Source organism: Psychrobacter sp. BF1 (assembly GCF_019279065.1).
Taxonomy (GTDB): domain Bacteria; phylum Pseudomonadota; class Gammaproteobacteria; order Pseudomonadales; family Moraxellaceae; genus Psychrobacter; species Psychrobacter urativorans.
This window is the reverse complement of record NZ_JAGYWV010000021.1, coordinates 1-18,114: the sequence shown is the minus strand read 5'-3', so window position 1 is coordinate 18,114 and position 18,114 is coordinate 1. Positions and strand designations below refer to the sequence as shown.

Genomic DNA, 18,114 nt, shown 5'->3' with positions numbered 1-18,114 from the left:
CATACAATATCATACAATATCATACAATATCATACAATATCATACAAACATTACATATCTACTTATATAAAATTAAGGACAATGACTATGGCACTCACTATTCAACAGGTTCATAACACTGCTGATCAACTGCAAGGGCAAGGTATCAAACCTACTTTAGCCGAAGTGCGTAAGGCGCTGGGTGGTGGATCATTCACGACCATCAGTGAAGCCATGAAGTCTTGGCGTCAGGATAACCAACAAGAAGAGCAGCTAAGACAGGTTGAGCTGCCCAGTGGAATCACTGAGCGCTTACAGACGCTTGGTGCGGATGTATGGCAGACGGCGGTTGATATCGCCAATGATCGCTTGGTTAAAGATCGTGAGGCCTTAGAGGGCATTAAGGCCAAGGCGCAAGCTGAGACAGACGAGGCGCAAGAGGCGGTTAAGACCTTAGAAGGTGAGCAGGCTGATTTGTTGGTGCAACTAGACGAGGTAACGGCCACTGCAGAGACAAAAGCTAAAGCGGCTGAACAGGCGACAGCTGAACGTGATAGGTTTAAGCAGATCTTGGCCGATACTCAGCACCAGTTGGAGCTTGAACGAGCTAAAACAGATGCAGCTCAAGCTCAACTTGCAGATCTGCGTAGTAGCTTTGATCAGCAAGCAAAAGAGCTTAACCTCAATATATCGAGAGTGGCCACGCTTGAGGCTAACGCTGCTAGTGATAAAGCCGAGGTTGCCCGTTTGAGTGCAGAACTTGAAGCGGCTAAGACAGAGTTAAAAGCAGTCACCACTGAGCGCAATGAGATCGCAACCGCTACTGCAGAGGTTAAAGGCGAGTTAAAAGCGATTACCGTTGAACGCGATAAGCTATCAGGACTTCATGAGCAGCTGACGCAACAGCAAGCGACACTAAACACAGATCACCAGCTGCTACTTAAGCAGTATGAGACGATATCGACCAGCTATAGCGCTGAGCAAGAAAAGACTGGCGAACTAATAATAAAGATTGAGAAGATGCAAGCAGCGTTGGATAAAGACTTGGATTAAAAGTAGACGTTGAGTTGTAGATAGCCTCGCTATTTCAGGGAGAGTTTTTAAAGTAAGTAAATATTGACCCAAGCCTTTCCCAAACTCTGTGTAACTTCTTATACCCTATTAGCAAATAGAAGTTACACAAAATCCAGGATGGGCTCCACTATCAGTGTTCATATTGATTATTGAATGGGATCATAGACTATTGAGCATAGATAGTTTTCAGTAGGAACGAGACCATCCCAGATTCTGTGTAACTGACGTTTAGATTAAATACTTACACAAAATTTAGGAAGGTCTCGGGTAATGCGACTTACACAGATTTTTTATGCTCTCTTGGACTCCATGTGAAGGAGATCGTCACATTCTTTACATATAGAAAATAGAGTTCTTTAGCCAGCTGCAATTTCAGATTAACCGATTCGGTAAGCTTTCTGCATTTCCGGAGACAACTTTTTTAGCCAGCTTGAGAGACTGAAGCCTTTTCTATCGGTACTATTTAATTTAGTAAAATACAGATGTTCATCCCAGCGAGGACCGAAATCTACTTCTGCAAGACTTACAAGCTGTTTGTTTCTGCGAAGACGATGCTTTTGATGGTAATCTTCGGCGGGCCAAAAATAACCATTTTGTTCTCCGGCCTCAATCACCTCGGGAGATTTCTCCTTTCCAATCGCTTGAATCAGTTCTTCAGCTACTTGTTTTTGCTCCAGATCAAAAACAAAAAGTATCTGGCGATACTGGCCCTGCTTTCTACCATGAACAGACCATGATTCAAAACTTCCAAGAAGTTCCCTGTAGCTGATTTGGTCTTTATCGTAGATCACTCTGACGACTTCGGCGTGTCCGTTGATGTTGCGGTAACTCGGATCCAGAGTTGATGCTCCAGCGTAGCCAACACGTGTTTGCACTACTCCCTGCGTCCCTCCAAAATTAGAATCCGGTCCCCAAAAGCAACCCATGCCGAAAACCGTTTGACTAAGCTTCCCGATTTTCAATGCTTCTTCGATTGCTTCAGGGGTTGCAAATTCATAGCTTTCAACACCGTCTTCTTTATTTATTTTTAGATCCGACATATTTTTCTCCTAACTTTCAAGAATTGTAGCCACTCCCATTCCTCCCGCCGTGCAAACGACGATAAGGCCACGTTTTCCAGGACCAGCTGAGTGCAGTATCTTTGCTAAAACTCCGACGATCTTAGCGCCAGTAGCCGCAAACGGATGCCCAAGGGCAATGCTACTTCCACGGACATTTAGCTTCGAGCGGTCAATTTTTCCGAGAGGCTCTGATCGTCCCAAACGTGTTTTGCAGTATTCAGCAGACTCCCACGCCTTCATCGTGCAGAGCACTTGTCCAGCGAACGCCTCGTGAATTTCGTAAAAATCAAAATCCTGAAGCTTTAAGCCGTTTCGCTTCAATAATTCACTGACCGCCACAGTTGGAGCCATGAGCAAACCTTCGCCAGCGACGTAATCCACGGCAGAAGTATGAGAATCCACAATCTTGGCCAACAGCGGCCAATTATTCTTTTTAGCCTCTTCTTCGGAAGCCAAAAGAACGGTGGACGAGCCATCCGTGAGTGAACTCGAGTTGCCTGCCGTCAGAGTTCCTTTTTCGGATCGATCAAATGCTGGCTTTAGCTTTGCCAACTTCTCTAAAGTCGTATCGCCACGCATGATTCCATCCGTACTTTTTCCTAAAAATGGAAAAACGAGATCGGCATAAAAGCCGTCTTTGTACGCTTTCGCGGCGTTCAGATGGCTTGCCAGAGCCAGCTCGTCTTGCTCTTGCCGGGAAATTTTCCATTCTTTGACCATCAACTCACAATGTTCACCCATTGACTTCCCTGTTCGCGGTTCAACGACGGCGGGTGGCACGGGTTTTAAATCGCTCGGCCTAAAGCTCAAAAAGATTCTTAGTTTCTCGCCGAGTGTTCTGGCCGAATTCAATGCAACGAGCTTCTGCGAGAACGAACGAGTCACCATAATTGGCAAGTCGCTATTGCTATCCACGCCGCCCGCAATACCGCTCTCGATTTGGTAGCTGGATATTTTGTGTGCGATCTGAATCGTAGTTTCTAAACTGGTACCGCAAGCCCGCTGCACGTTATATGCTGGCGTATTCGGATGTAAGCCAGAAGCCTGAACAACTTCACGCGCAAAGTTCCAGTTGGCCGAACTTTGCATGAGTGCACCCAGAGCCACGTCACCCACGACTTTGCCCTTTAAGTTATATCTTTCGACTAAACTTTTCAGGCTAGCGGTCATAAGCTCTGGCGTGGTGACATCTCGATAGGCAGTCATTGATTTCATAAATGGAATACGGACGCCACCTACGACATAAGTAGTTCTCGTTTTCATAATTTCACCTCCGGCTTTGTGTGCCGTTCAAAAACTTCTCCGACCTTCACGTCGTACGATTCAAAAATGTAGTCTTTGCCAAGCATCTTGGCTTTTTTGTGTTCGGGATGCTTATCCCAAGCATCGAAAGCTTCTCTGGTAAGGAACTCGACAATTAGAACATCTTCACCGTTAGGAGAAGAAAACCGCTCATGGCTTCCGTAACCAGGAATGGCTTCGACAAGCGCGGACATCTCGGCGTATCTTCTTTCAAACTCCCCACCGTGCTCCTTGGCAACACGACTGCGGAAAACTGCTATAATCATTGATCTGACTCCTTACTAAGCTAATTACAATCCTCAAAAAAAAGATCTCGTTATTTCATCGAAGCTTCCAACCACTTGTCGAGATCCTTGAACTTGGGGTTTCTCAGCTTCTTTGTCCCAACCAGTATTGTCGGGAAATTTAACTTTCCAGTAGTATAAAGGGATCGCAGTTCATCAGCTGCCGCGTCGTCTTCGTGAACATCTAAAAAATCAAACTCGATTCCTTTTTCTTTCAAGTACGACTGGTAAATCTTGGTTTTGTGGCAGTCCTTATGACCGAACAGCTTAATCCCCACGACCCCCTCCATTTTCTAAAATTACTCTACAAACTTCAACGACTCCGAGTTGATGCAGAATCGAGCCCCAGAGGGCTCAGGACCATCTGGAAAAACGTGCCCTAAGTGGGCTTCGCACACATTGCATAGCACTTCGATTCTTCGTCCGTAAGTCGTGTCCAGTTCATATTGAATTACGTTGTCGGCGACGGGCTCAGAAAAACTCGGCCAACCTGTTCCCGAATCAAACTTAACGTTCGAATCAAACAGTTCAGTGTCGCAGCCCGCGCAGGCATACCGTCCTGCCTCATAAAATGAACAGAGTTCCCCAGTGTGAGGGCGCTCGGTGCCTTTCTTCCGCATGACATTAAATTGAGCGGGCGTCAGAATTTTTTTCCACTCTTCCTCGCTCTTTTCTACTTTTCTAGGAGGAGCGGGAGTGCCGTTATCGAGATAGTTGTTAATGCTTTCCCAGTTGAACATAAATTTGCTCCTTTATTTTTGGGTTTGTTCTTTAGCTATCAATCCACGCGAAGAAGTCAGTCGCGCTACCAATGAATTTTCCATCCACAAAAACTTGCGGAACAGTTTGAAGGTTGGTTTTTTTCTTCAACTCATCATAAGTCTTGGGATCGTCATCCACGCGAATTTGTTTAAAATCAACTTTTTCAGAAGTTAAGTACTCCTTCACGCGTTTACTAAACGGACAATGGTCTTTTGTGTAGATGACAACGTTCTTAAGTTCTTTCATTTTTTCCTCTTTCGTTTGATTCATGGTTTAATCTCTCTCAAAATGGCACGTGTACCCGTGGGGATTCTTCTTCAAATAGTTTTGGTGATACTCCTCAGCGTCATAAAACTCTTTTTCCAAGGCTACCGTCGTGACCACGGGATTCTCGAAGCGACCGATCTCATTGACCTCATCAATCACGTTTTCGATAATCGCTTTCTGTGCATCGTCACGATAGAACGCTGCCGAGCGATACGAAGTGCCAACATCATTTCCTTGGCGATTCTTCGTAGTCGGATCATGGATTTTGAAAAAGTAATGTAGAATCTCTTCGAGAGATATTTCGTCTTGGTCGTATTCCACGCGAACCGCTTCGGCGTGCCCCGTTTTCCCTGTTATAATATCGGCGTAGGTAGGATCATCAAAATCTCCGCCAGAGTAGCCCACCTTCGTTGACGTCACACCGTCCAGACTCCTAAGGAGGTCTTCGAGACCCCAAAAACACCCTCCGGCAACGATCACATAATCTAGTTTCATAAAGCCTCCTTAGTTTTCATCCACTTACTGATTAGACTGACTTTACAGCATGTAAAATAGATATAATATGTTCAATAGTTCGTATAACATGACCTATTGGACAGTTTACGTAGGAGCTATATATGGATGTTCTCAGTGAAATTTTAGATAAGGTAGAGCTTACTAGCAGCTACTGGTATAGAACCTCATTTGCGGGAGACTGGGGCATCAGCCTCCCGCAGGAAGAGAATCTAGCGAGATTTCACATCGTGACTCATGGCGAGTTTTGGTATGAGGTGCCAAAACTTAAACTTAAAGCATTGGCGGAGCAGGGCGATATTTTGATCTTTTTCAAAGGGATGGAGCACACCATGGCCAGTGCACCAAAAATCAAGGCCGAGCCTGCGGTCGAATTTAGAGCTAAAGCCAACCTCACCGAAGCTCAAGTTTTGGAATACGGTGATCAGAGCAAGCTCAAAGCCAACGTCGTTTGCGGACATTTTTGTTTTAATGGCGGACCCGATCATCCATTCTTAAATTCGCTGCCAAATGTCGTGCATATCAAGAGTGCTGATAACTCCCACTCGCCTTGGCTTGCCATGCTTTTAAGTATTATAGAGCAGGAAGCAAAATCAGGGCTTCCTGGAAGCAACACGTTAGTCAGAAAGCTGACCGAAATTATCTTCGTGCAAGCGTTAAGAATCCACATGTACAAATCCAATAAAAATGCTGGATTCTTCAAACTGATCGAAAATCCGCAACTCAGCAAAACCTTGGAAGCTATTCATCATAGTCTCGATAAAAAATGGGGTCTTGACGATCTCGCCGGGATTGCGGGGATGTCGCGTACGAACTACAGCGTCAAATTTAAGGAGCTGTCAGGCATGACACCTCTTGATTATTTAACCTATTGTCGGCTTGAAAAAGCAAAGCAGCTGCTTAAAGAATCCGGTAAGTCTGTTCCCGAAGTGAGTGAAGCCATTGGGTATCCGGCACATGAACACTTTCAAAAGTTGTTTAAGAAAAAAATTGGCAAAACTCCTAGCGCGTACAGAAAAGAAAATTCTGAAAAGGTGTAAAAATGAATATCTATAACTCTCCTGTTACCAAAATAGCTTTCTGGGTCATAGTCATTGGTGGTGCGGCTTGCCTGCTTATCCCTTTGTTTGCACCTCTTCTTCCGCTGCAATATTTGAAAGGTTATGGCGAAATAGGAGATGCTCTTGGAGGTATTTCAAGCCCATTTCTACAAATTCTGGGTTCAGTGCTTCTCTTTCTGGTGTTAAAAGCTCAGATTGACGCTAATGGCATCCTCCATCAGCAAATCGAAAAGGAATATACGAAGGAGCAACTGAGGCACGAGTTGAATCAGCTTCACGAACTTTATATGTTCGTCGAAAGAAACATTAAAAATTTTAGCTACGATCAGGAAAAGATGATTGATGGCAAGTCGCAAATGATCCTTTTGCATTCCCGGCGAGCGATTAAATGTTTCATTGAGGATCTAGAGAGCTTAGATGTTGATATTCACAAAGATGACGACATTTTAAGGTTCGACGGGGTTAAAGAAATTATGAGCATTTTGAACAGCGTTGACCTATATTTCGACAAAATCAAAGACAGCGAGATTGCACCTTATCATAAGAGTTTTTATAAAACGCTTATGCAGCACGAACTTCTCTTCAGCGTTTTTCCTTATCAAGATCTCGACAATCAAGCGTACCTAAAACAAGAGCATTGCCCAGAGTGTGGTGAATATCATGCAAATTATCCGCCACTGATTTATGACCGGTTACAGAAAATTAAAAAAAGTTTCTCCTGATGTATTATGGATATTTATTCGGTATCGGTCCTACCAAAAAGCTATTTGTAGTATCTCGAGTACGTGCTGTGGTGTAGTAATTCCAATCTTAGAAAACTCAAAGCTTATTCTGAAACTATCGGAATTGTCGGTTGGGTGAGACTTAGTCGCCCCGTAAAGCCTTATCGGGGCGGCAAAGATAACTTTTTATATCACTGCTATTGATGACGTCCTTTGTTTACTAAAGTTGTAAGCCCTTATTCTTTGTTTTAGACCTTCAACCACTCCGGGCTTGTCACTAGGAGAGTCCCCTTGGCTAACCTTAGCCGTCAGATCGTATTCAGCGATTTCTTGAGTCATGCCTTGTTGGCGATGCTGCATATACAGCTCCTCTTGTCGGTGGGTGATATGTTGTCCAGGCACCTTGAACTCCGAACAGAAAACAAGGTACCTATTGTGACACCCAACCGGCCAAGATAATTGTCGTCAACCGGTCATCCTAATTGTCGCCGAACAGTTCCATCTGATTCAGGTTTCTATATGGCCCAGCACTTCCGCTAAGTAATCAAACAATGCTCGGATTCGCAAAGGTGTTGAGATCTTCTATTCTAGAGTGACAGCCGTTATAGGTTACCGCATGATCGCCAATAAACTGGCGTTTGCAGTCCTTGCACTGGTAGTTCTGCTTGCCATAGCTTTTTATGCCATTTTTCTTTAAACTGGGACTGTGACAGTCGGGGCAATTGATCTGTATTTGTGTCTTCATAACCTCAAATATATCATCTTGCCTCGGCTGTCACTCTCCTTTATTAACTCAGCATACTTTCTGATACACCACCAAAGAGGGATCTCCGATGACTGTTGAATCGAGAATATTTTCTGTAGCCGAGTATGTTCAGCCGTCCGAAGGCGAGCCTATTCGTTCCGTTGTGCTTGAAACCCGAGACTCAATTATCGTGGTTTGGCATGTCCATCCCGGGCAGGAAATTGCGGCTCACATTCATCCTCACGGCCAAGACACGTGGACTGTTTTGTCGGGAATGGCTGATTACTTTCAGGGCAATGGGATTGTTCGTGCCCTCAGGGAAGGTGAGATAGCCGTGGCAAGACCGGGCCAAGTGCACGGGGCGCGAAATACAGGTACCGAGCCATTTGTGTTCGTCTCGGTTGTGGCATCAGCCAATGCCGGTTTCGTATTGGCTGAGCGATAGAGCCCAATCTCTGGAGTTGGTCCAATGAGCGGTCGGGGAGATAGGTAACAGACATGCAGCGGACACGGCTGCTAAACCAGGTCGCAAACCTCCTTGCGTCGCAGCGTGCCGCAAGCGACGCGATCAATCGAATGGGGTCGGCATGAGACTGAACACCATCCAGTTCCCGACCGCGTAGCCGCCTGTCCTGCCGATCAGGTCTTGACCATCGACGCCTGGGATCAGTCCTGAATGTTCTTGGAGACCACTACGTTATGAGCCGCAGCCGCCGCAAAACACCCATCGTCGGGCACACGACCTGCGGCAGCGAGCGCGAGGACAAGAAGCTCTGGCATCAGCGCTGGCGCACCCGTGAGCGCACGGCGCTGACCAGCGCGTCGCCCGAAGCCCTGAGCGCCCATCTGCCCCTGCTGGAAAACCAGGCCAGCAGCGTCTGGTCGATGGGCAAGGATGGCCGCTCCTACTGGCCCGTCAAGCGCCAGGCCGCCACGGCGGATCGCATCGCCAATCACAAGGGACGCAACCCGCAAGAACGCGCCTCCCTGAAAAAGCGCCTGCTGCGCAAGTGGATGAGCAAATGAAGCTCTCCTTCCATCAGCACATTGCGCTGTTCTGGATGATCGGTGCTCCGGGCGTCTTCGCGCCCGTGATCGAGAACGCCAAGCGGCCCGATGCCGGCGCCGTCATGGCGTGGGGTGTCGCGATCGTGGCGGTGATGATCCTCTTCACCCCTTTGCTGCTGCGCTGTCCACCATTCCGGCGCTGGTATGGCCGGACGGATGCGCTGTCGGAGCGGCAGCGCCAGGCGCTTGCCGAGCGCGGCCTGCGCCGCTACTACCAGACCGCTTTCGATGACGGCTACGTGCCCCGCGTGATGCCCTACGTGTGGCGCATCATCTGGACGGTCGGCGGGTTGATGGCTGTGACCGCCGTACTGCCTACCAACACCGGACGGCCAGCCTTCGATGCCTTGGTGGTCTTCTCGACCTGGTATCCGATAGGCGTGATGCTGCTGGTTTTCGCGTCGAGGCCCCTTGGCCGGTTGATTCGCCAAAGAGCACAGGAGCGGCGGAAATGAGCACGTCAACCATCGAGGCGCTGGCCAGCGCCTGGGCAAGGATTGCCGAGGAAGCGGAATTCCCCGCTGACTACGAGGGGACTGCCACACCACAAGCGCATCGGGCTAGCGAAGCTATTCAGGAGCAGATTCGGGAGCGCATCGTCGCCACCAACGACATGCGGCTGTTCAGCCTGCTGCACCTGCTGGGTCAGGCGTCGCTGCGCATGGAGCAAGCGCTGTGGCCGGAGGATTACGAGCGGATGACGCGCGAGGTTGAGGAAGCCCTGCGGCAAGCCACCGACGCCAACGCCAGATCGTACACCCACGAAGAAGTGATGCAGGCGATGCAGGAACGCATCGACCGGGCGCGAGACAAGCCATGTTGATTGGCTATGCGCGCGTCTCGACGCAGGATCAGAACCTGGAGCTGCAACGCGAAGCCTTGAGCAAGGCCGGATGTAAAAAGGTCTTCGAGGACAAGGTGAGTGGCACGCGGGCAGACCGGCCTGGCTTGGCCAAGACGCTCGAAATGCTGCGCGAAGGCGATACTTTGGTCGTCTGGAAGCTCGACCGGCTGGGCCGGTCGGTCAAGCAACTGGTCGATCTGGTCGGCGATCTGCACAAGCACGGTGTCCAGTTCAGGAGCCTCACCGACTCCATCGACACCGGCACACCATCCGGGCGGTTCTTCTTCCACGTCATGGCGAGCCTTGCCGAAATGGAGCGCGAGCTGACCGTCGAGCGCACCCGCGCCGGGCTGGAAGTCGCCAAGCAGCTCGGCCGCAAAGGCGGCCGCAAGCCGAAGATGACCGACAGCAAGATCGAGTCGGCCAAGAAGCTGCTGGCCAGCGGGGTGCCGCCCAAGGACGTGGCCAAGAACCTCGGCGTGTCCATTCCGACGCTGTACCGCTGGGTGCCAGCCTCCACGCACGCTTAGCGTGCTTTATTTTCCGTTTTCTGAGACGACCCCATAGATATCCTCTGAAAAACTATCAGAAGATATGAACTCAATTTCTGTTATGTAAAACTCTAATTTATGCTTATGTTTGATTCTAATCAACGCCCTTTCTACTTGATTGAGGATCATGTCTGAATTGACATTGCAATTAATAATCTTACTTTCTAAGTCTCTAAATATAGTTTTACTTTTTCTATCGCTAAGCTTTATTGATAGATAATTATTTTTATTCCCTGTCATATCAACTAAAACATACCTATCATTTTTTCTGAAAATCCTCATCAATGTACTCAGTTTTGAAATTTATATATGTATTTGAAGGTGTTTAACTGTTTCAGTTAAGGTATACCCTAGCGGAACCAGCTGTTTCACCCCAAAAGCCTATTAACAGACTACTCAAAACAGACTGTTATTATGGAACCACTTATACGTGCCAAAAATGAGCTTATAGTATTTGCTCAAGAGCATCGGCATAAAGTTGCGGCGTTGATAGTACGTACAAAGCTAATTGTTATCATAGTTAAAAACGTAAATTAATAAGTTAAAATACCTCAGCTATCATCCCTGCTTTAATACTCGATAAACCGTAGCCACCCCAACACCAACCGCCTTAGCAATCTCCTCTTTTGTCATATTGTTTTGGCTGGCCAATTCCCTAATTCGATTGTGCTTTGTTGTATTGGCTTTTTTACCAGTAGGTTTATAGCCACTATTTGCTAACCCCTGCTTAATCCGCTCTCTACGCTTATCGTTATCAAGCTTTGCCATTGTTGCTAACAAGTCGATCAGCATATGGTTAATCACTGTTAGGATCTCACCTGTCATGCCCTTACTTACCGTATGCGTGGTTGGTAGATCGGCCACCACCAATCGCAAGCCCTTGTCTTTGATGCGCTGCTTTAGAATTGCAAAATCATCTTGAGATAGCCTGCTTAATCTGTCCACGCTTTCAACCAGCAGAATATCGCCTTGATCAGCGTCTTTTAATAGCTTAGCTAATACTGGCCTATCGAGCTTTGTACCACTGAAATGCTCAACGTACTCAACATGGTTAACGTTATAGCTTTGGCTAAAGCTAATCAAGTCAGACAAGGCTCTCTTAGCGTCTTGATCCTTAGTGCTGGCTCTCACATAAATACGAACGGTCATAACGCTACCTCTATTACTTAGACTTAATAATCAATGTTCATTGATAATAATAAGATATTACTATCATTTAATATTAATAACAAGTCTAATGATAGATATATTATCGTTTAGAGGTTTTATTTTTTAGGTATAGACTAATGATAGGAAAAAAGCACAGCAACCAGTCCTATAACTCTAAAGTCTGTTATAGATGGTTCCATATTAACAGTCTATTTTGAGTAGTCTGTTAATATGTTTGAAGGGTAAAATAACTGGTTTCCTTGGGGTATACCTCAAATAGCCGCATTATAATAATGAAGCTATTACTTAATAATTATATTTTGTACATCTGAACCTTCCTAAGATAGATATTACACTAAATAATTCTCGCAAAAGGTAGACATGTCACTAAAACCTAGGTAAATTATCGAAATTCGATAATTAAGAAAATATTAGCGTGAAAATATAAAATCCAACTCTATATTTGACTTTAGTGCTAATACTTTCTCTTTCCATAGTCTGCCGAGGAGAATCAGTCATGGCGCCTCAGGATAGCCATAATAGTGAAAGCAAATCAGCATGGGCCGTTTTTCTTATTTTTCTTAGATTAGGTCTCACCTCCTTTGGTGGACCCGTCGCTCATTTGGGCTATTTTCGTGATGAATTCGTGATACGACGAAAGTGGCTCACTGAGAATAGCTATGCTGACTTAGTCGCACTTTGTCAGTTTTTACCAGGACCAGCAAGTAGCCAAGTTGGCATCGCCATAGGACTATCTCGAGCAGGATATACCGGCGCTCTTGCGGCTTGGACTGGGTTTACCTTGCCCTCTGCCATAGCGCTTATCCTATTTGCTATGGGTATTACCAGTTATGGGGATATTATTCCCTCTGGCGTACTGCATGGTTTAAAAGTAGCGGCGGTGGCGGTAGTTGCACAAGCGGTATGGGGCATGGGACGAAATCTTTGTACTGATGTTGCACGAGTCTCTATCATGGCGCTGGCTGCCTGTTTTGTACTGCTAGTCCCCTCAGCATTAGGTCAAGTAAGCGTCATTGCTAGTGCCGCCATTATTGGGCTGGTATTGTTCAAACCTGATAAGGTGATTGCTCATGATCCTCTTCCTATTACTGTCAAACGTCGAGCTGGATTTTTTTGGCTAATCTCATTTTTCTCATTACTTATTGGCTTGCCGCTGCTGACCGCATTGTATCCAAGCCAAACACTTTCCATGGTAGATACCTTCTTTCGAGCAGGATCATTAGTATTTGGTGGTGGGCATGTAGTACTGCCACTGTTACAAGCTGAGGTTATACCAGCAGGTTGGCTCAGTAATGATACTTTCTTGGCAGGTTACGGAGCCACGCAAGCCGTACCAGGGCCTTTATTCACCTTCGCTGCATTTCTTGGGAGTTCGATGAACCAAGCGCCCAGTGGTTGGTTAGGTGGTATGATTTGCTTAATAGCCATCTTTGCGCCATCATTTTTGTTGGTGATGGGTGCTCTACCATTTTGGGAAGGATTACGCCAAAATTTACGGACACGAGCTGCCCTGTCGGGCATCAATGCAGCGGTCGTCGGTTTGCTAGTAGCCGCGCTGTACCAGCCTGTATGGACAAGCGCTGTTCTTGAAGCAAAAGATTTTGGTTTAGCTTTAGTTGCTTTGGTTGCTTTGATGTTCTGGAAATTACCTGCTTGGCTGGTGGTTATCAGTTGCGGAGCTGCTGGTTGGCTACTAACACTACTATGAGGTGACAACAATGACGGACAACTACCTATATGGCGGAATGATACGCTTGCACATCTTACATCATGCTAATGATGCGCCTGTTTACGGCTTAGGTATTGTCGAAGAGTTACGGCATCACGGTTACGAAATAAGTTCAGGAACCCTTTATCCGTTGTTACATGGCTTAGAGAAAAAAGGTTATCTCAACTCATATTATCAGCCTACAGGCCATCGTGACCGCCGTATGTATGAGATTACGATAGAAGGCCGTCAAGCGTTAATTGAGGCGAAAATAAAGGTAAAAGAGCTGTTTGGAGAGCTTATTGACGGAACATGATCGATAAGAATGACAAAGGCACGATATGACAAGGCGCGTGATAATGAGCGTCAAGTACACTGCCAAGTACACTAATACTACCTCAGTAACTCAAACCGTTTATATCAATAGGCTACAGCCGAAGATTCAAGTCCTCACTAGGGAACCGCCCATTCTGCGCATAAAGGTACATTATGGTAAATGGTTTTGGGGCAATTTTTGACGGCTGGATTAGTACAAAAAAAGCCCCTCATGAAGGGGCTTTTTAGATCAAAACTAAGATTTATCCTAGTTCCTAGGTTTTATTCCAAATTTATAACCATCAGCTTTCATGCAATATGCAATCATTTTTTTAGCGTGAGCTTCAGATAAGTTTTCAGCATTTACATCTGTTCTACAAAAACCAAGCTTATCAGCCGTTACAGTTGGAGTAACACCTTGTTTATACCATGTTGGCTTTGGTGAACTACTGCAAGCACTCATAAACAAAGCGATAGAAGTAATAGCTACAATTTTATTAAGTCTATTCATACTAAAAAACCCACATAAATCTATAAATTAATATTACTAGATTATCACACAATAGTTATTTTAATAAACTATGATAAGTAAAAAAATAATTTTTAATAATATGCGCATATATTATTAATCAATGGGAAAAAATAAACCCCCCTACTACTTGACGTAATAGGGGGGTTTATCGTTTAATGTTCATTAACGGTTACAGACGTTTGGCGACATCTGTAACGACCAAATAAGCTCTGATACAGCGTTATTTGACCAGCAATTAAGCCCATTAGGGTCTATTTTAAGCCAAGTCTAGGCTAATTTGCAATCAAATCACTCATATTACTACTGTAAGTTACCAATCTTACTCAATAAAACCGCCTATTTGCTCGTTATTTTCGCCTTTCAATACTCTGTAACTGTTCCCTAGCAATGGGTGGCAGGCCTCAGTGACGACTGCATTGCGTGGGTGATAAGCAAGCTCCCGACAGGGGTTACTAGACATATTGAGCAACGCAATGAGAGGTTATATTAGCGTATTCGTAGCGGTATATTGGGTGTTAACCCTTGCTAGCGTAGAAACGGCTATATAGCGGTTATGAGCGTGTCTAGGCGGTGCTATCAGCCGTAATCATGACAGAGTCAGCTTGATACAGTGATGACTTCCCGAGACGATGCCGATCGACCGACAGGCAGTTGTCAGGGCAATACTCTAAAGGGTTCGCAAGTTTTTACTTGTGGGCGCTTTAGGGTGAGTGTTGCCGAAACTTCAACCTCTCTCCCTCCAAGCAGTTGTCCACAGAGTTGTCCATCAGGGTTGTCCACATAGCAAGGGCAACAGCGCGGAGCCCTTTAGGAGTAGCTCAGGCGCTGTTGCCCTTGCTGCTTATGTGGACATACGCTGTGGGCATACTCTAGTGGGCACACTGATTAAGAGGGAGAGAGAGGAAAGATTCAAAAAAAAAAAAAAATTTTTGAAATTTTTACTGTTTTTCTTGCTGCTGCTTTTTATAGCTATTAATAAAAGGTCGAAGGCTATCAGGTATTTTCATGTATATCTTATAGACCTTTACTTCTTCGTTAGTTATACCAAGTTCTTTTTTGACTTTGAGTCGTAAATTTCTTACAGCTTTACGATGCCTATAGCAAATAAACGCATCTAGGAGCAATTTGTAATTGTTCAAGTCTGCTTTGATAATATCTAGTATCTCTTGAGCTGACGTGTTACTAAGCGGATCTTTATGTGCCGTTAAAAAACTCAGTTTCTTGTTGTCAACACTCGTACCCAGTAGTTCCAATATTTGAGCTGCTCGATAGGTGTTTATCTGATCGTGAAGCTTTTCGATGCTTGGTGTATTTTCTATTATTTTCTTAAATGTGTAGTAGTCTATAGGGTATTTTTTTGCATCTTCGCTATCAAAATCTAGAATATGAACACCGCTAATAAAGGCTATAAATAAATTCTTAGCTATAGATCCCTCCTTTCTTATAGCGTTCACTCGCATCATGTTTACCTTGCGTTTAGAGTACGGCACTTCACTCATAACTACTCCTTATTGCTTCTATAGAGTGCTGATCATACCTCAGTATTTGCATATATACACATTTATTTTTTTAGTATATAGCGTATGTATAGACATAGATATAAGTATATATAGACATTAATTATATTATATATAGACATATGTCGTTATCATATATACACATATATCTTTCATTATATATAGACATATATTTTCTATCATATATACACATTTATGATATTATTTTAAGCCAGCAGTCCTAAGAGGGGGCTATTTCCGCTTCGCTACAATATCCTCTCTTAGGTGCTGACAAAGGGGCTATCGCCCCCTTGACCCCCCAACCACCCCTATACCTAGAACAGGAGCCAGTCTTATGCCACCAATTAGCGGTAAAAAAAGAACTAAAGAGATTGCGATTCGAGTCACAGAGGATGAGTTGGCCAAGCTGAAAAGACGGCAGCAGGGAACGACGATGGCCGGATGGATGCGAGGTTTAGGGTTAGGGGTAACCCCAATGAAGCCCGCTGACCCTGAGTTGGTTCGCGCACTTGGCCGCATTGGCTCTAATCTTAATCAAGTCACCAAACACGTCAATATCAATAAACAGGTAGATGAGAATGTGCTTGAACAGATCACCGCTATTAGATCTTTGATTAATGCGCTGCTTGATGAGCATTTGCGAGGTGAATCATGATCGTTAAGTTTTTTAGGCGTGGAAAAGGCTCAGGAGTAGGTCCAATTAATTACTTGCTGGTTGCTAAGGGTGGTAAGCCTAGAGAGGGTGCAAAGGTGCTCTATGGCGATCCTAAGCTCACTGAGCAGCTAATCAATGCCACACCATTCAAGCAAAAGTATAAAGCAGGGGTGTTGTCTTTTACCGAAGATGCCAAAGAGTTCACGGATGAGCAGAAAAAAGACATCATGCAGCGCTTTGAAGACACGCTGTTTACAGGGCTTGACCCTGATCAGTACGATATTTTATGGGTAGAGCATACTGATAAGGGTGGACGGCTTGAGCTGAACTTTGTGATCCCTTGTCAAGAGCTTCGAAGCGGTAAGCGGCTGCAGCCATTTTATGCGGGGGCCGACTTGGTACGGGTGAATGCTTTTAAGAATATCATCAATCAAGAGTATGGATGGACTGATCCCAATGAGCCAGAGCGTAAGCGACTAATCAACCCTTATGTGAATAATGCGCCCCGTCCAACCCCATATGATAGGCCGCCCAAGTCTAAAGAGAAGGAGCAGGAAAAAGAAGACAATGAGATCATCGCCAAGCCTGAGAGCACTTTTGCCTTAAAAGCAGCGATTGATCGAAGAATGTGGCATAGGCTAGCAGGGGGTAGTCTTAATGGCCACAGTAGTGTGCTTTATGCCCTAGAAAGTATGGGGTTAACGATTAAGAGAGCAACGAATAGCAGCATCAGCGTGGCGCATCCTGCTATGACACGAAATGTTAGGCTCAAAGGCACTATCTATGAGAAGGATTTTAAGGCTTTGTCGCAGCAAGCGCACCTTATTGAGGGTCGTCAAGGAGATTATGAGAGAACGAGTGAGTCTCGCGGTCATCGAGACTTAAAAACGTGGACTAAAGGTATGGAGATCAAAAAAGCGTATCATCAAGAGTTATATGGTGACATCAAAGCGCCTGAGCCTTTAGATTTAGGGATCAAGGACGTTGTCAGCATGGAGCAATCACAGGATGCTACCCCTAGAGTAGATACACCAGCCCCGCAGCGTTCTTACAATGGGCCAAGGCCGTAATCGTTTGACTGCACTGTTCAGCAATCAAAACCAAAACCCAAGCCATCTTTTTCTTTTGGTAGGTGTGGGCGCAGCTGCGGCTTCTTTTTCAGATAGCGGCTCAGGCTCTAATGATACTTGTTGCTGGTGATCGCTATGTTCAGGGTCAGTGCCTTTAAATTCTAGCAGTCGGATCTGCGTTAAGTCATGAATACTGGCATTGGCTTTTTCTAGTGTTTTGTTGAGCTGACTTATTTGCTCTTGGTAATTCGCTATCAGCTGTTTTTGATCACGGACTTGCTGCTCTAAGTGTTCATTCTTCATCTTTTCAAGTGCTAACTGGTGTTCAAGTGCTGTGCTGTTCTGTACGTTTTGACTGTTCACGGACGTACTATTGCTAGTGTTCACTGATTGTTCAGTACGTTTTTTAGTGACAGGCTCACCAAACACTCGGATCATCTCTGAGGTATCAATTTTCTTGTCAGCGGTTCTGGAAAGCTCACCATCATTGATCTTCTGATAGATAGTGGTTCTCGATACACCCCACTGTTTTGCTGCCTTTGTCACCGATATGTTCATTGCTCACCTAGTGTTCAAGTACGTTTTTAGCCCCTGTACAGTGCAACTGTTCAGAACGTTCAGTGAGTAACTATCGCACCAACCTCACCATTTGGCAAATACTAATGCTCTATCCGTGTCTGCGGCCAACCATCAACTCAATACATTAAAATACACCTCAAATCACCTGAGGTTTTTTTGTATTCTATATTGTAGTATGTTGTATATTGTATTATACTACATACAATATCATACAATATCATACAATATCATACAATATCATACAATATCATACAAACATTACATATCTACTTATATAAAATTAAGGACAATGACTATGGCACTCACTATTCAACAGGTTCATAACACTGCTGATC

25 protein-coding genes and 2 pseudogenes are annotated in these 18,114 nt (G+C 45.2%); 13 read left to right on the top strand and 14 right to left on the bottom strand.

Annotated features, from left to right (window positions below; translation table 11 throughout):
• Window positions 1-87: 87 nt before the first annotated feature.
• Window positions 88-1,032 carry a DNA-binding protein gene (locus KZA12_RS14390; protein WP_218690700.1) on the top strand — a complete coding sequence of 315 codons (945 nt, stop codon included), beginning with the start codon at window positions 88-90 and terminating at the stop codon, window positions 1,030-1,032.
• Window positions 1,033-1,430: 398 nt separating this feature from the next.
• Here KZA12_RS14390 and KZA12_RS14385 read toward each other — a convergent pair whose 3' ends face one another.
• The 7 genes from KZA12_RS14385 to msrA are packed head-to-tail and all read right to left on the bottom strand — an operon-like array spanning window position 1,431 to window position 5,224.
• Window positions 1,431-2,093 carry a peptide-methionine (S)-S-oxide reductase gene (locus tag KZA12_RS14385; RefSeq protein WP_218690699.1) on the bottom strand — a complete coding sequence of 221 codons (663 nt, stop codon included), beginning with the start codon at window positions 2,091-2,093 and terminating at the stop codon, window positions 1,431-1,433.
• A gap of 9 nt (window positions 2,094-2,102) precedes the next feature.
• Window positions 2,103-3,377, bottom strand: a complete 1,275-nt coding sequence (locus tag KZA12_RS14380) for an acetyl-CoA C-acetyltransferase (RefSeq protein ID WP_069453486.1) — start codon at window positions 3,375-3,377, stop codon at window positions 2,103-2,105.
• Entirely contained in the window at window positions 3,374-3,682 is a 309-nt protein-coding gene (locus KZA12_RS14375; protein ID WP_002122973.1) for an antibiotic biosynthesis monooxygenase, read from the bottom strand. The genes KZA12_RS14380 and KZA12_RS14375 overlap by 4 nt, the downstream gene beginning before the upstream one ends.
• A 50-nt stretch (window positions 3,683-3,732) precedes the next feature.
• Window positions 3,733-3,978 (bottom strand): glutaredoxin family protein, encoded by a 246-nt coding sequence (locus KZA12_RS14370; protein WP_025467194.1) that lies wholly within the window; start codon window positions 3,976-3,978, stop codon window positions 3,733-3,735.
• A gap of 21 nt (window positions 3,979-3,999) precedes the next feature.
• Window positions 4,000-4,440: a peptide-methionine (R)-S-oxide reductase MsrB gene (msrB, locus tag KZA12_RS14365; protein WP_000483554.1), complete on the bottom strand. Its 441-nt coding sequence runs from the start codon at window positions 4,438-4,440 to the stop codon at window positions 4,000-4,002.
• A gap of 31 nt (window positions 4,441-4,471) precedes the next feature.
• Window positions 4,472-4,732, bottom strand: a complete 261-nt coding sequence (locus KZA12_RS14360; RefSeq protein ID WP_001076938.1) for a glutaredoxin — start codon at window positions 4,730-4,732, stop codon at window positions 4,472-4,474.
• 3 nt (window positions 4,733-4,735) lie between these two features.
• Entirely contained in the window at window positions 4,736-5,224 is a 489-nt protein-coding gene (msrA, locus tag KZA12_RS14355; RefSeq protein WP_000762837.1) for a peptide-methionine (S)-S-oxide reductase MsrA, read from the bottom strand.
• 122 nt (window positions 5,225-5,346) lie between these two features.
• Between msrA and KZA12_RS14350 the strand changes: the two genes are divergently transcribed.
• On the top strand, window positions 5,347-6,282 hold the full coding sequence (locus KZA12_RS14350) for an AraC family transcriptional regulator (protein ID WP_002123001.1): 936 nt from the start codon (window positions 5,347-5,349) through the stop codon (window positions 6,280-6,282).
• A gap of 2 nt (window positions 6,283-6,284) precedes the next feature.
• Window positions 6,285-7,025, top strand: a complete 741-nt coding sequence (locus KZA12_RS14345; protein ID WP_004911216.1) for a hypothetical protein — start codon at window positions 6,285-6,287, stop codon at window positions 7,023-7,025.
• A 186-nt stretch (window positions 7,026-7,211) separates the two neighbouring features.
• On the opposite strand, the gene KZA12_RS14340 is transcribed toward KZA12_RS14345, so the two are convergent.
• The 3 genes and pseudogenes from KZA12_RS14340 to KZA12_RS14330 all read right to left on the bottom strand — a co-directional run.
• On the bottom strand, window positions 7,212-7,427 hold the full coding sequence (locus KZA12_RS14340) for a hypothetical protein (RefSeq protein ID WP_218690701.1): 216 nt from the start codon (window positions 7,425-7,427) through the stop codon (window positions 7,212-7,214).
• A 105-nt stretch (window positions 7,428-7,532) separates the two neighbouring features.
• Window positions 7,533-7,598, bottom strand: a pseudogene (locus KZA12_RS14335) (LysR family transcriptional regulator); the annotation flags it as partial.
• A gap of 10 nt (window positions 7,599-7,608) precedes the next feature.
• Window positions 7,609-7,770, bottom strand: a pseudogene (locus KZA12_RS14330) (IS1 family transposase); the annotation flags it as partial.
• A gap of 88 nt (window positions 7,771-7,858) precedes the next feature.
• Between KZA12_RS14330 and KZA12_RS14325 the strand changes: the two are divergent.
• From KZA12_RS14325 to KZA12_RS14305, 5 genes are all read left to right on the top strand, one after another.
• Window positions 7,859-8,215 carry a cupin domain-containing protein gene (locus KZA12_RS14325; protein ID WP_003465043.1) on the top strand — a complete coding sequence of 119 codons (357 nt, stop codon included), beginning with the start codon at window positions 7,859-7,861 and terminating at the stop codon, window positions 8,213-8,215.
• A 254-nt stretch (window positions 8,216-8,469) separates the two neighbouring features.
• Entirely contained in the window at window positions 8,470-8,796 is a 327-nt protein-coding gene (locus KZA12_RS14320) for a hypothetical protein (RefSeq protein ID WP_003100858.1), read from the top strand.
• Window positions 8,793-9,293: a hypothetical protein gene (locus KZA12_RS14315; RefSeq protein WP_003100856.1), complete on the top strand. Its 501-nt coding sequence runs from the start codon at window positions 8,793-8,795 to the stop codon at window positions 9,291-9,293. Before KZA12_RS14320 ends, KZA12_RS14315 begins: the two co-directional genes overlap by 4 nt.
• Complete coding sequence (locus tag KZA12_RS14310) at window positions 9,290-9,661, top strand: hypothetical protein (RefSeq protein WP_003100853.1); 372 nt, start codon at window positions 9,290-9,292, stop codon at window positions 9,659-9,661. The genes KZA12_RS14315 and KZA12_RS14310 overlap by 4 nt, the downstream gene beginning before the upstream one ends.
• Window positions 9,655-10,212 (top strand): recombinase family protein, encoded by a 558-nt coding sequence (locus KZA12_RS14305; RefSeq protein ID WP_003100847.1) that lies wholly within the window; start codon window positions 9,655-9,657, stop codon window positions 10,210-10,212. The genes KZA12_RS14310 and KZA12_RS14305 overlap by 7 nt, the downstream gene beginning before the upstream one ends.
• 579 nt (window positions 10,213-10,791) lie before the next feature.
• On the opposite strand, the gene KZA12_RS14300 is transcribed toward KZA12_RS14305, so the two are convergent.
• Window positions 10,792-11,382, bottom strand: coding sequence for a recombinase family protein (locus KZA12_RS14300; RefSeq protein ID WP_218690698.1), 591 nt, complete (start codon window positions 11,380-11,382; stop codon window positions 10,792-10,794).
• Window positions 11,383-11,899: 517 nt separating this feature from the next.
• On the opposite strand from KZA12_RS14300, the gene chrA reads away from it, so the two are divergent.
• Both chrA and KZA12_RS14290 read left to right on the top strand, forming a co-directional pair.
• Window positions 11,900-13,111 (top strand): chromate efflux transporter, encoded by a 1,212-nt coding sequence (chrA, locus tag KZA12_RS14295; RefSeq protein ID WP_218690697.1) that lies wholly within the window; start codon window positions 11,900-11,902, stop codon window positions 13,109-13,111.
• Window positions 13,112-13,121: 10 nt separating this feature from the next.
• Window positions 13,122-13,427 carry a PadR family transcriptional regulator gene (locus tag KZA12_RS14290; protein WP_218690696.1) on the top strand — a complete coding sequence of 102 codons (306 nt, stop codon included), beginning with the start codon at window positions 13,122-13,124 and terminating at the stop codon, window positions 13,425-13,427.
• A 267-nt stretch (window positions 13,428-13,694) separates the two neighbouring features.
• On the opposite strand, the gene KZA12_RS14285 is transcribed toward KZA12_RS14290, so the two are convergent.
• The gene (locus KZA12_RS14285) at window positions 13,695-13,937 is read right to left on the bottom strand and encodes a hypothetical protein (protein WP_218690695.1); all 243 of its coding nucleotides are present in this window, start codon (window positions 13,935-13,937) and stop codon (window positions 13,695-13,697) included.
• 634 nt (window positions 13,938-14,571) lie between these two features.
• Here KZA12_RS14285 and KZA12_RS14280 point away from each other — a divergent pair.
• Window positions 14,572-14,742 (top strand): hypothetical protein, encoded by a 171-nt coding sequence (locus KZA12_RS14280; RefSeq protein ID WP_218690694.1) that lies wholly within the window; start codon window positions 14,572-14,574, stop codon window positions 14,740-14,742.
• A gap of 154 nt (window positions 14,743-14,896) precedes the next feature.
• On the opposite strand, the gene KZA12_RS14275 is transcribed toward KZA12_RS14280, so the two are convergent.
• On the bottom strand, window positions 14,897-15,457 hold the full coding sequence (locus KZA12_RS14275; protein WP_218690693.1) for a hypothetical protein: 561 nt from the start codon (window positions 15,455-15,457) through the stop codon (window positions 14,897-14,899).
• A 352-nt stretch (window positions 15,458-15,809) separates the two neighbouring features.
• On the opposite strand from KZA12_RS14275, the gene mobC reads away from it, so the two are divergent.
• Together mobC and KZA12_RS14265 are read left to right on the top strand one after the other, a co-directional pair.
• On the top strand, window positions 15,810-16,130 hold the full coding sequence (gene mobC, locus KZA12_RS14270; RefSeq protein ID WP_100750148.1) for a plasmid mobilization relaxosome protein MobC: 321 nt from the start codon (window positions 15,810-15,812) through the stop codon (window positions 16,128-16,130).
• Window positions 16,127-17,200, top strand: a complete 1,074-nt coding sequence (locus KZA12_RS14265) for a relaxase/mobilization nuclease domain-containing protein (RefSeq protein WP_218690692.1) — start codon at window positions 16,127-16,129, stop codon at window positions 17,198-17,200. Before mobC ends, KZA12_RS14265 begins: the two co-directional genes overlap by 4 nt.
• Before the next feature lie 24 nt (window positions 17,201-17,224).
• Here KZA12_RS14265 and KZA12_RS14260 read toward each other — a convergent pair whose 3' ends face one another.
• Complete coding sequence (locus tag KZA12_RS14260; RefSeq protein ID WP_218690691.1) at window positions 17,225-17,758, bottom strand: plasmid replication DNA-binding protein; 534 nt, start codon at window positions 17,756-17,758, stop codon at window positions 17,225-17,227.
• Between the last annotated feature and the right edge of the window lie 356 nt (window positions 17,759-18,114).

Excerpts from the sequence above, each read along its gene's own strand:
- KZA12_RS14260 (WP_218690691.1), bottom strand. The coding sequence starts at position 17,758 with ATGAACATATCGGTGACAAAGGCAGCAAAACAGTGGGGTGTATCGAGA.
- KZA12_RS14360 (WP_001076938.1), bottom strand. The coding sequence starts at position 4,732 with ATGAATCAAACGAAAGAGGAAAAAATGAAAGAACTTAAGAACGTTGTC.
- KZA12_RS14300 (WP_218690698.1), bottom strand. The coding sequence starts at position 11,382 with ATGACCGTTCGTATTTATGTGAGAGCCAGCACTAAGGATCAAGACGCT.
- chrA (WP_218690697.1), top strand. The coding sequence starts at position 11,900 with ATGGCGCCTCAGGATAGCCATAATAGTGAAAGCAAATCAGCATGGGCC.
- KZA12_RS14310 (WP_003100853.1), top strand. The coding sequence starts at position 9,290 with ATGAGCACGTCAACCATCGAGGCGCTGGCCAGCGCCTGGGCAAGGATT.
- KZA12_RS14320 (WP_003100858.1), top strand. The coding sequence starts at position 8,470 with ATGAGCCGCAGCCGCCGCAAAACACCCATCGTCGGGCACACGACCTGC.
- KZA12_RS14280 (WP_218690694.1), top strand. The coding sequence starts at position 14,572 with ATGACTTCCCGAGACGATGCCGATCGACCGACAGGCAGTTGTCAGGGC.
- KZA12_RS14390 (WP_218690700.1), top strand. The coding sequence starts at position 88 with ATGGCACTCACTATTCAACAGGTTCATAACACTGCTGATCAACTGCAA.
- mobC (WP_100750148.1), top strand. The coding sequence starts at position 15,810 with ATGCCACCAATTAGCGGTAAAAAAAGAACTAAAGAGATTGCGATTCGA.
- KZA12_RS14265 (WP_218690692.1), top strand. The coding sequence starts at position 16,127 with ATGATCGTTAAGTTTTTTAGGCGTGGAAAAGGCTCAGGAGTAGGTCCA.
- KZA12_RS14375 (WP_002122973.1), bottom strand. The coding sequence starts at position 3,682 with ATGATTATAGCAGTTTTCCGCAGTCGTGTTGCCAAGGAGCACGGTGGG.
- msrA (WP_000762837.1), bottom strand. The coding sequence starts at position 5,224 with ATGAAACTAGATTATGTGATCGTTGCCGGAGGGTGTTTTTGGGGTCTC.
- KZA12_RS14345 (WP_004911216.1), top strand. The coding sequence starts at position 6,285 with ATGAATATCTATAACTCTCCTGTTACCAAAATAGCTTTCTGGGTCATA.
- KZA12_RS14290 (WP_218690696.1), top strand. The coding sequence starts at position 13,122 with ATGACGGACAACTACCTATATGGCGGAATGATACGCTTGCACATCTTA.
- msrB (WP_000483554.1), bottom strand. The coding sequence starts at position 4,440 with ATGTTCAACTGGGAAAGCATTAACAACTATCTCGATAACGGCACTCCC.
- KZA12_RS14380 (WP_069453486.1), bottom strand. The coding sequence starts at position 3,377 with ATGAAAACGAGAACTACTTATGTCGTAGGTGGCGTCCGTATTCCATTT.
- KZA12_RS14275 (WP_218690693.1), bottom strand. The coding sequence starts at position 15,457 with ATGAGTGAAGTGCCGTACTCTAAACGCAAGGTAAACATGATGCGAGTG.
- KZA12_RS14385 (WP_218690699.1), bottom strand. The coding sequence starts at position 2,093 with ATGTCGGATCTAAAAATAAATAAAGAAGACGGTGTTGAAAGCTATGAA.
- KZA12_RS14305 (WP_003100847.1), top strand. The coding sequence starts at position 9,655 with ATGTTGATTGGCTATGCGCGCGTCTCGACGCAGGATCAGAACCTGGAG.
- KZA12_RS14285 (WP_218690695.1), bottom strand. The coding sequence starts at position 13,937 with ATGAATAGACTTAATAAAATTGTAGCTATTACTTCTATCGCTTTGTTT.
- KZA12_RS14325 (WP_003465043.1), top strand. The coding sequence starts at position 7,859 with ATGACTGTTGAATCGAGAATATTTTCTGTAGCCGAGTATGTTCAGCCG.
- KZA12_RS14315 (WP_003100856.1), top strand. The coding sequence starts at position 8,793 with ATGAAGCTCTCCTTCCATCAGCACATTGCGCTGTTCTGGATGATCGGT.
- KZA12_RS14350 (WP_002123001.1), top strand. The coding sequence starts at position 5,347 with ATGGATGTTCTCAGTGAAATTTTAGATAAGGTAGAGCTTACTAGCAGC.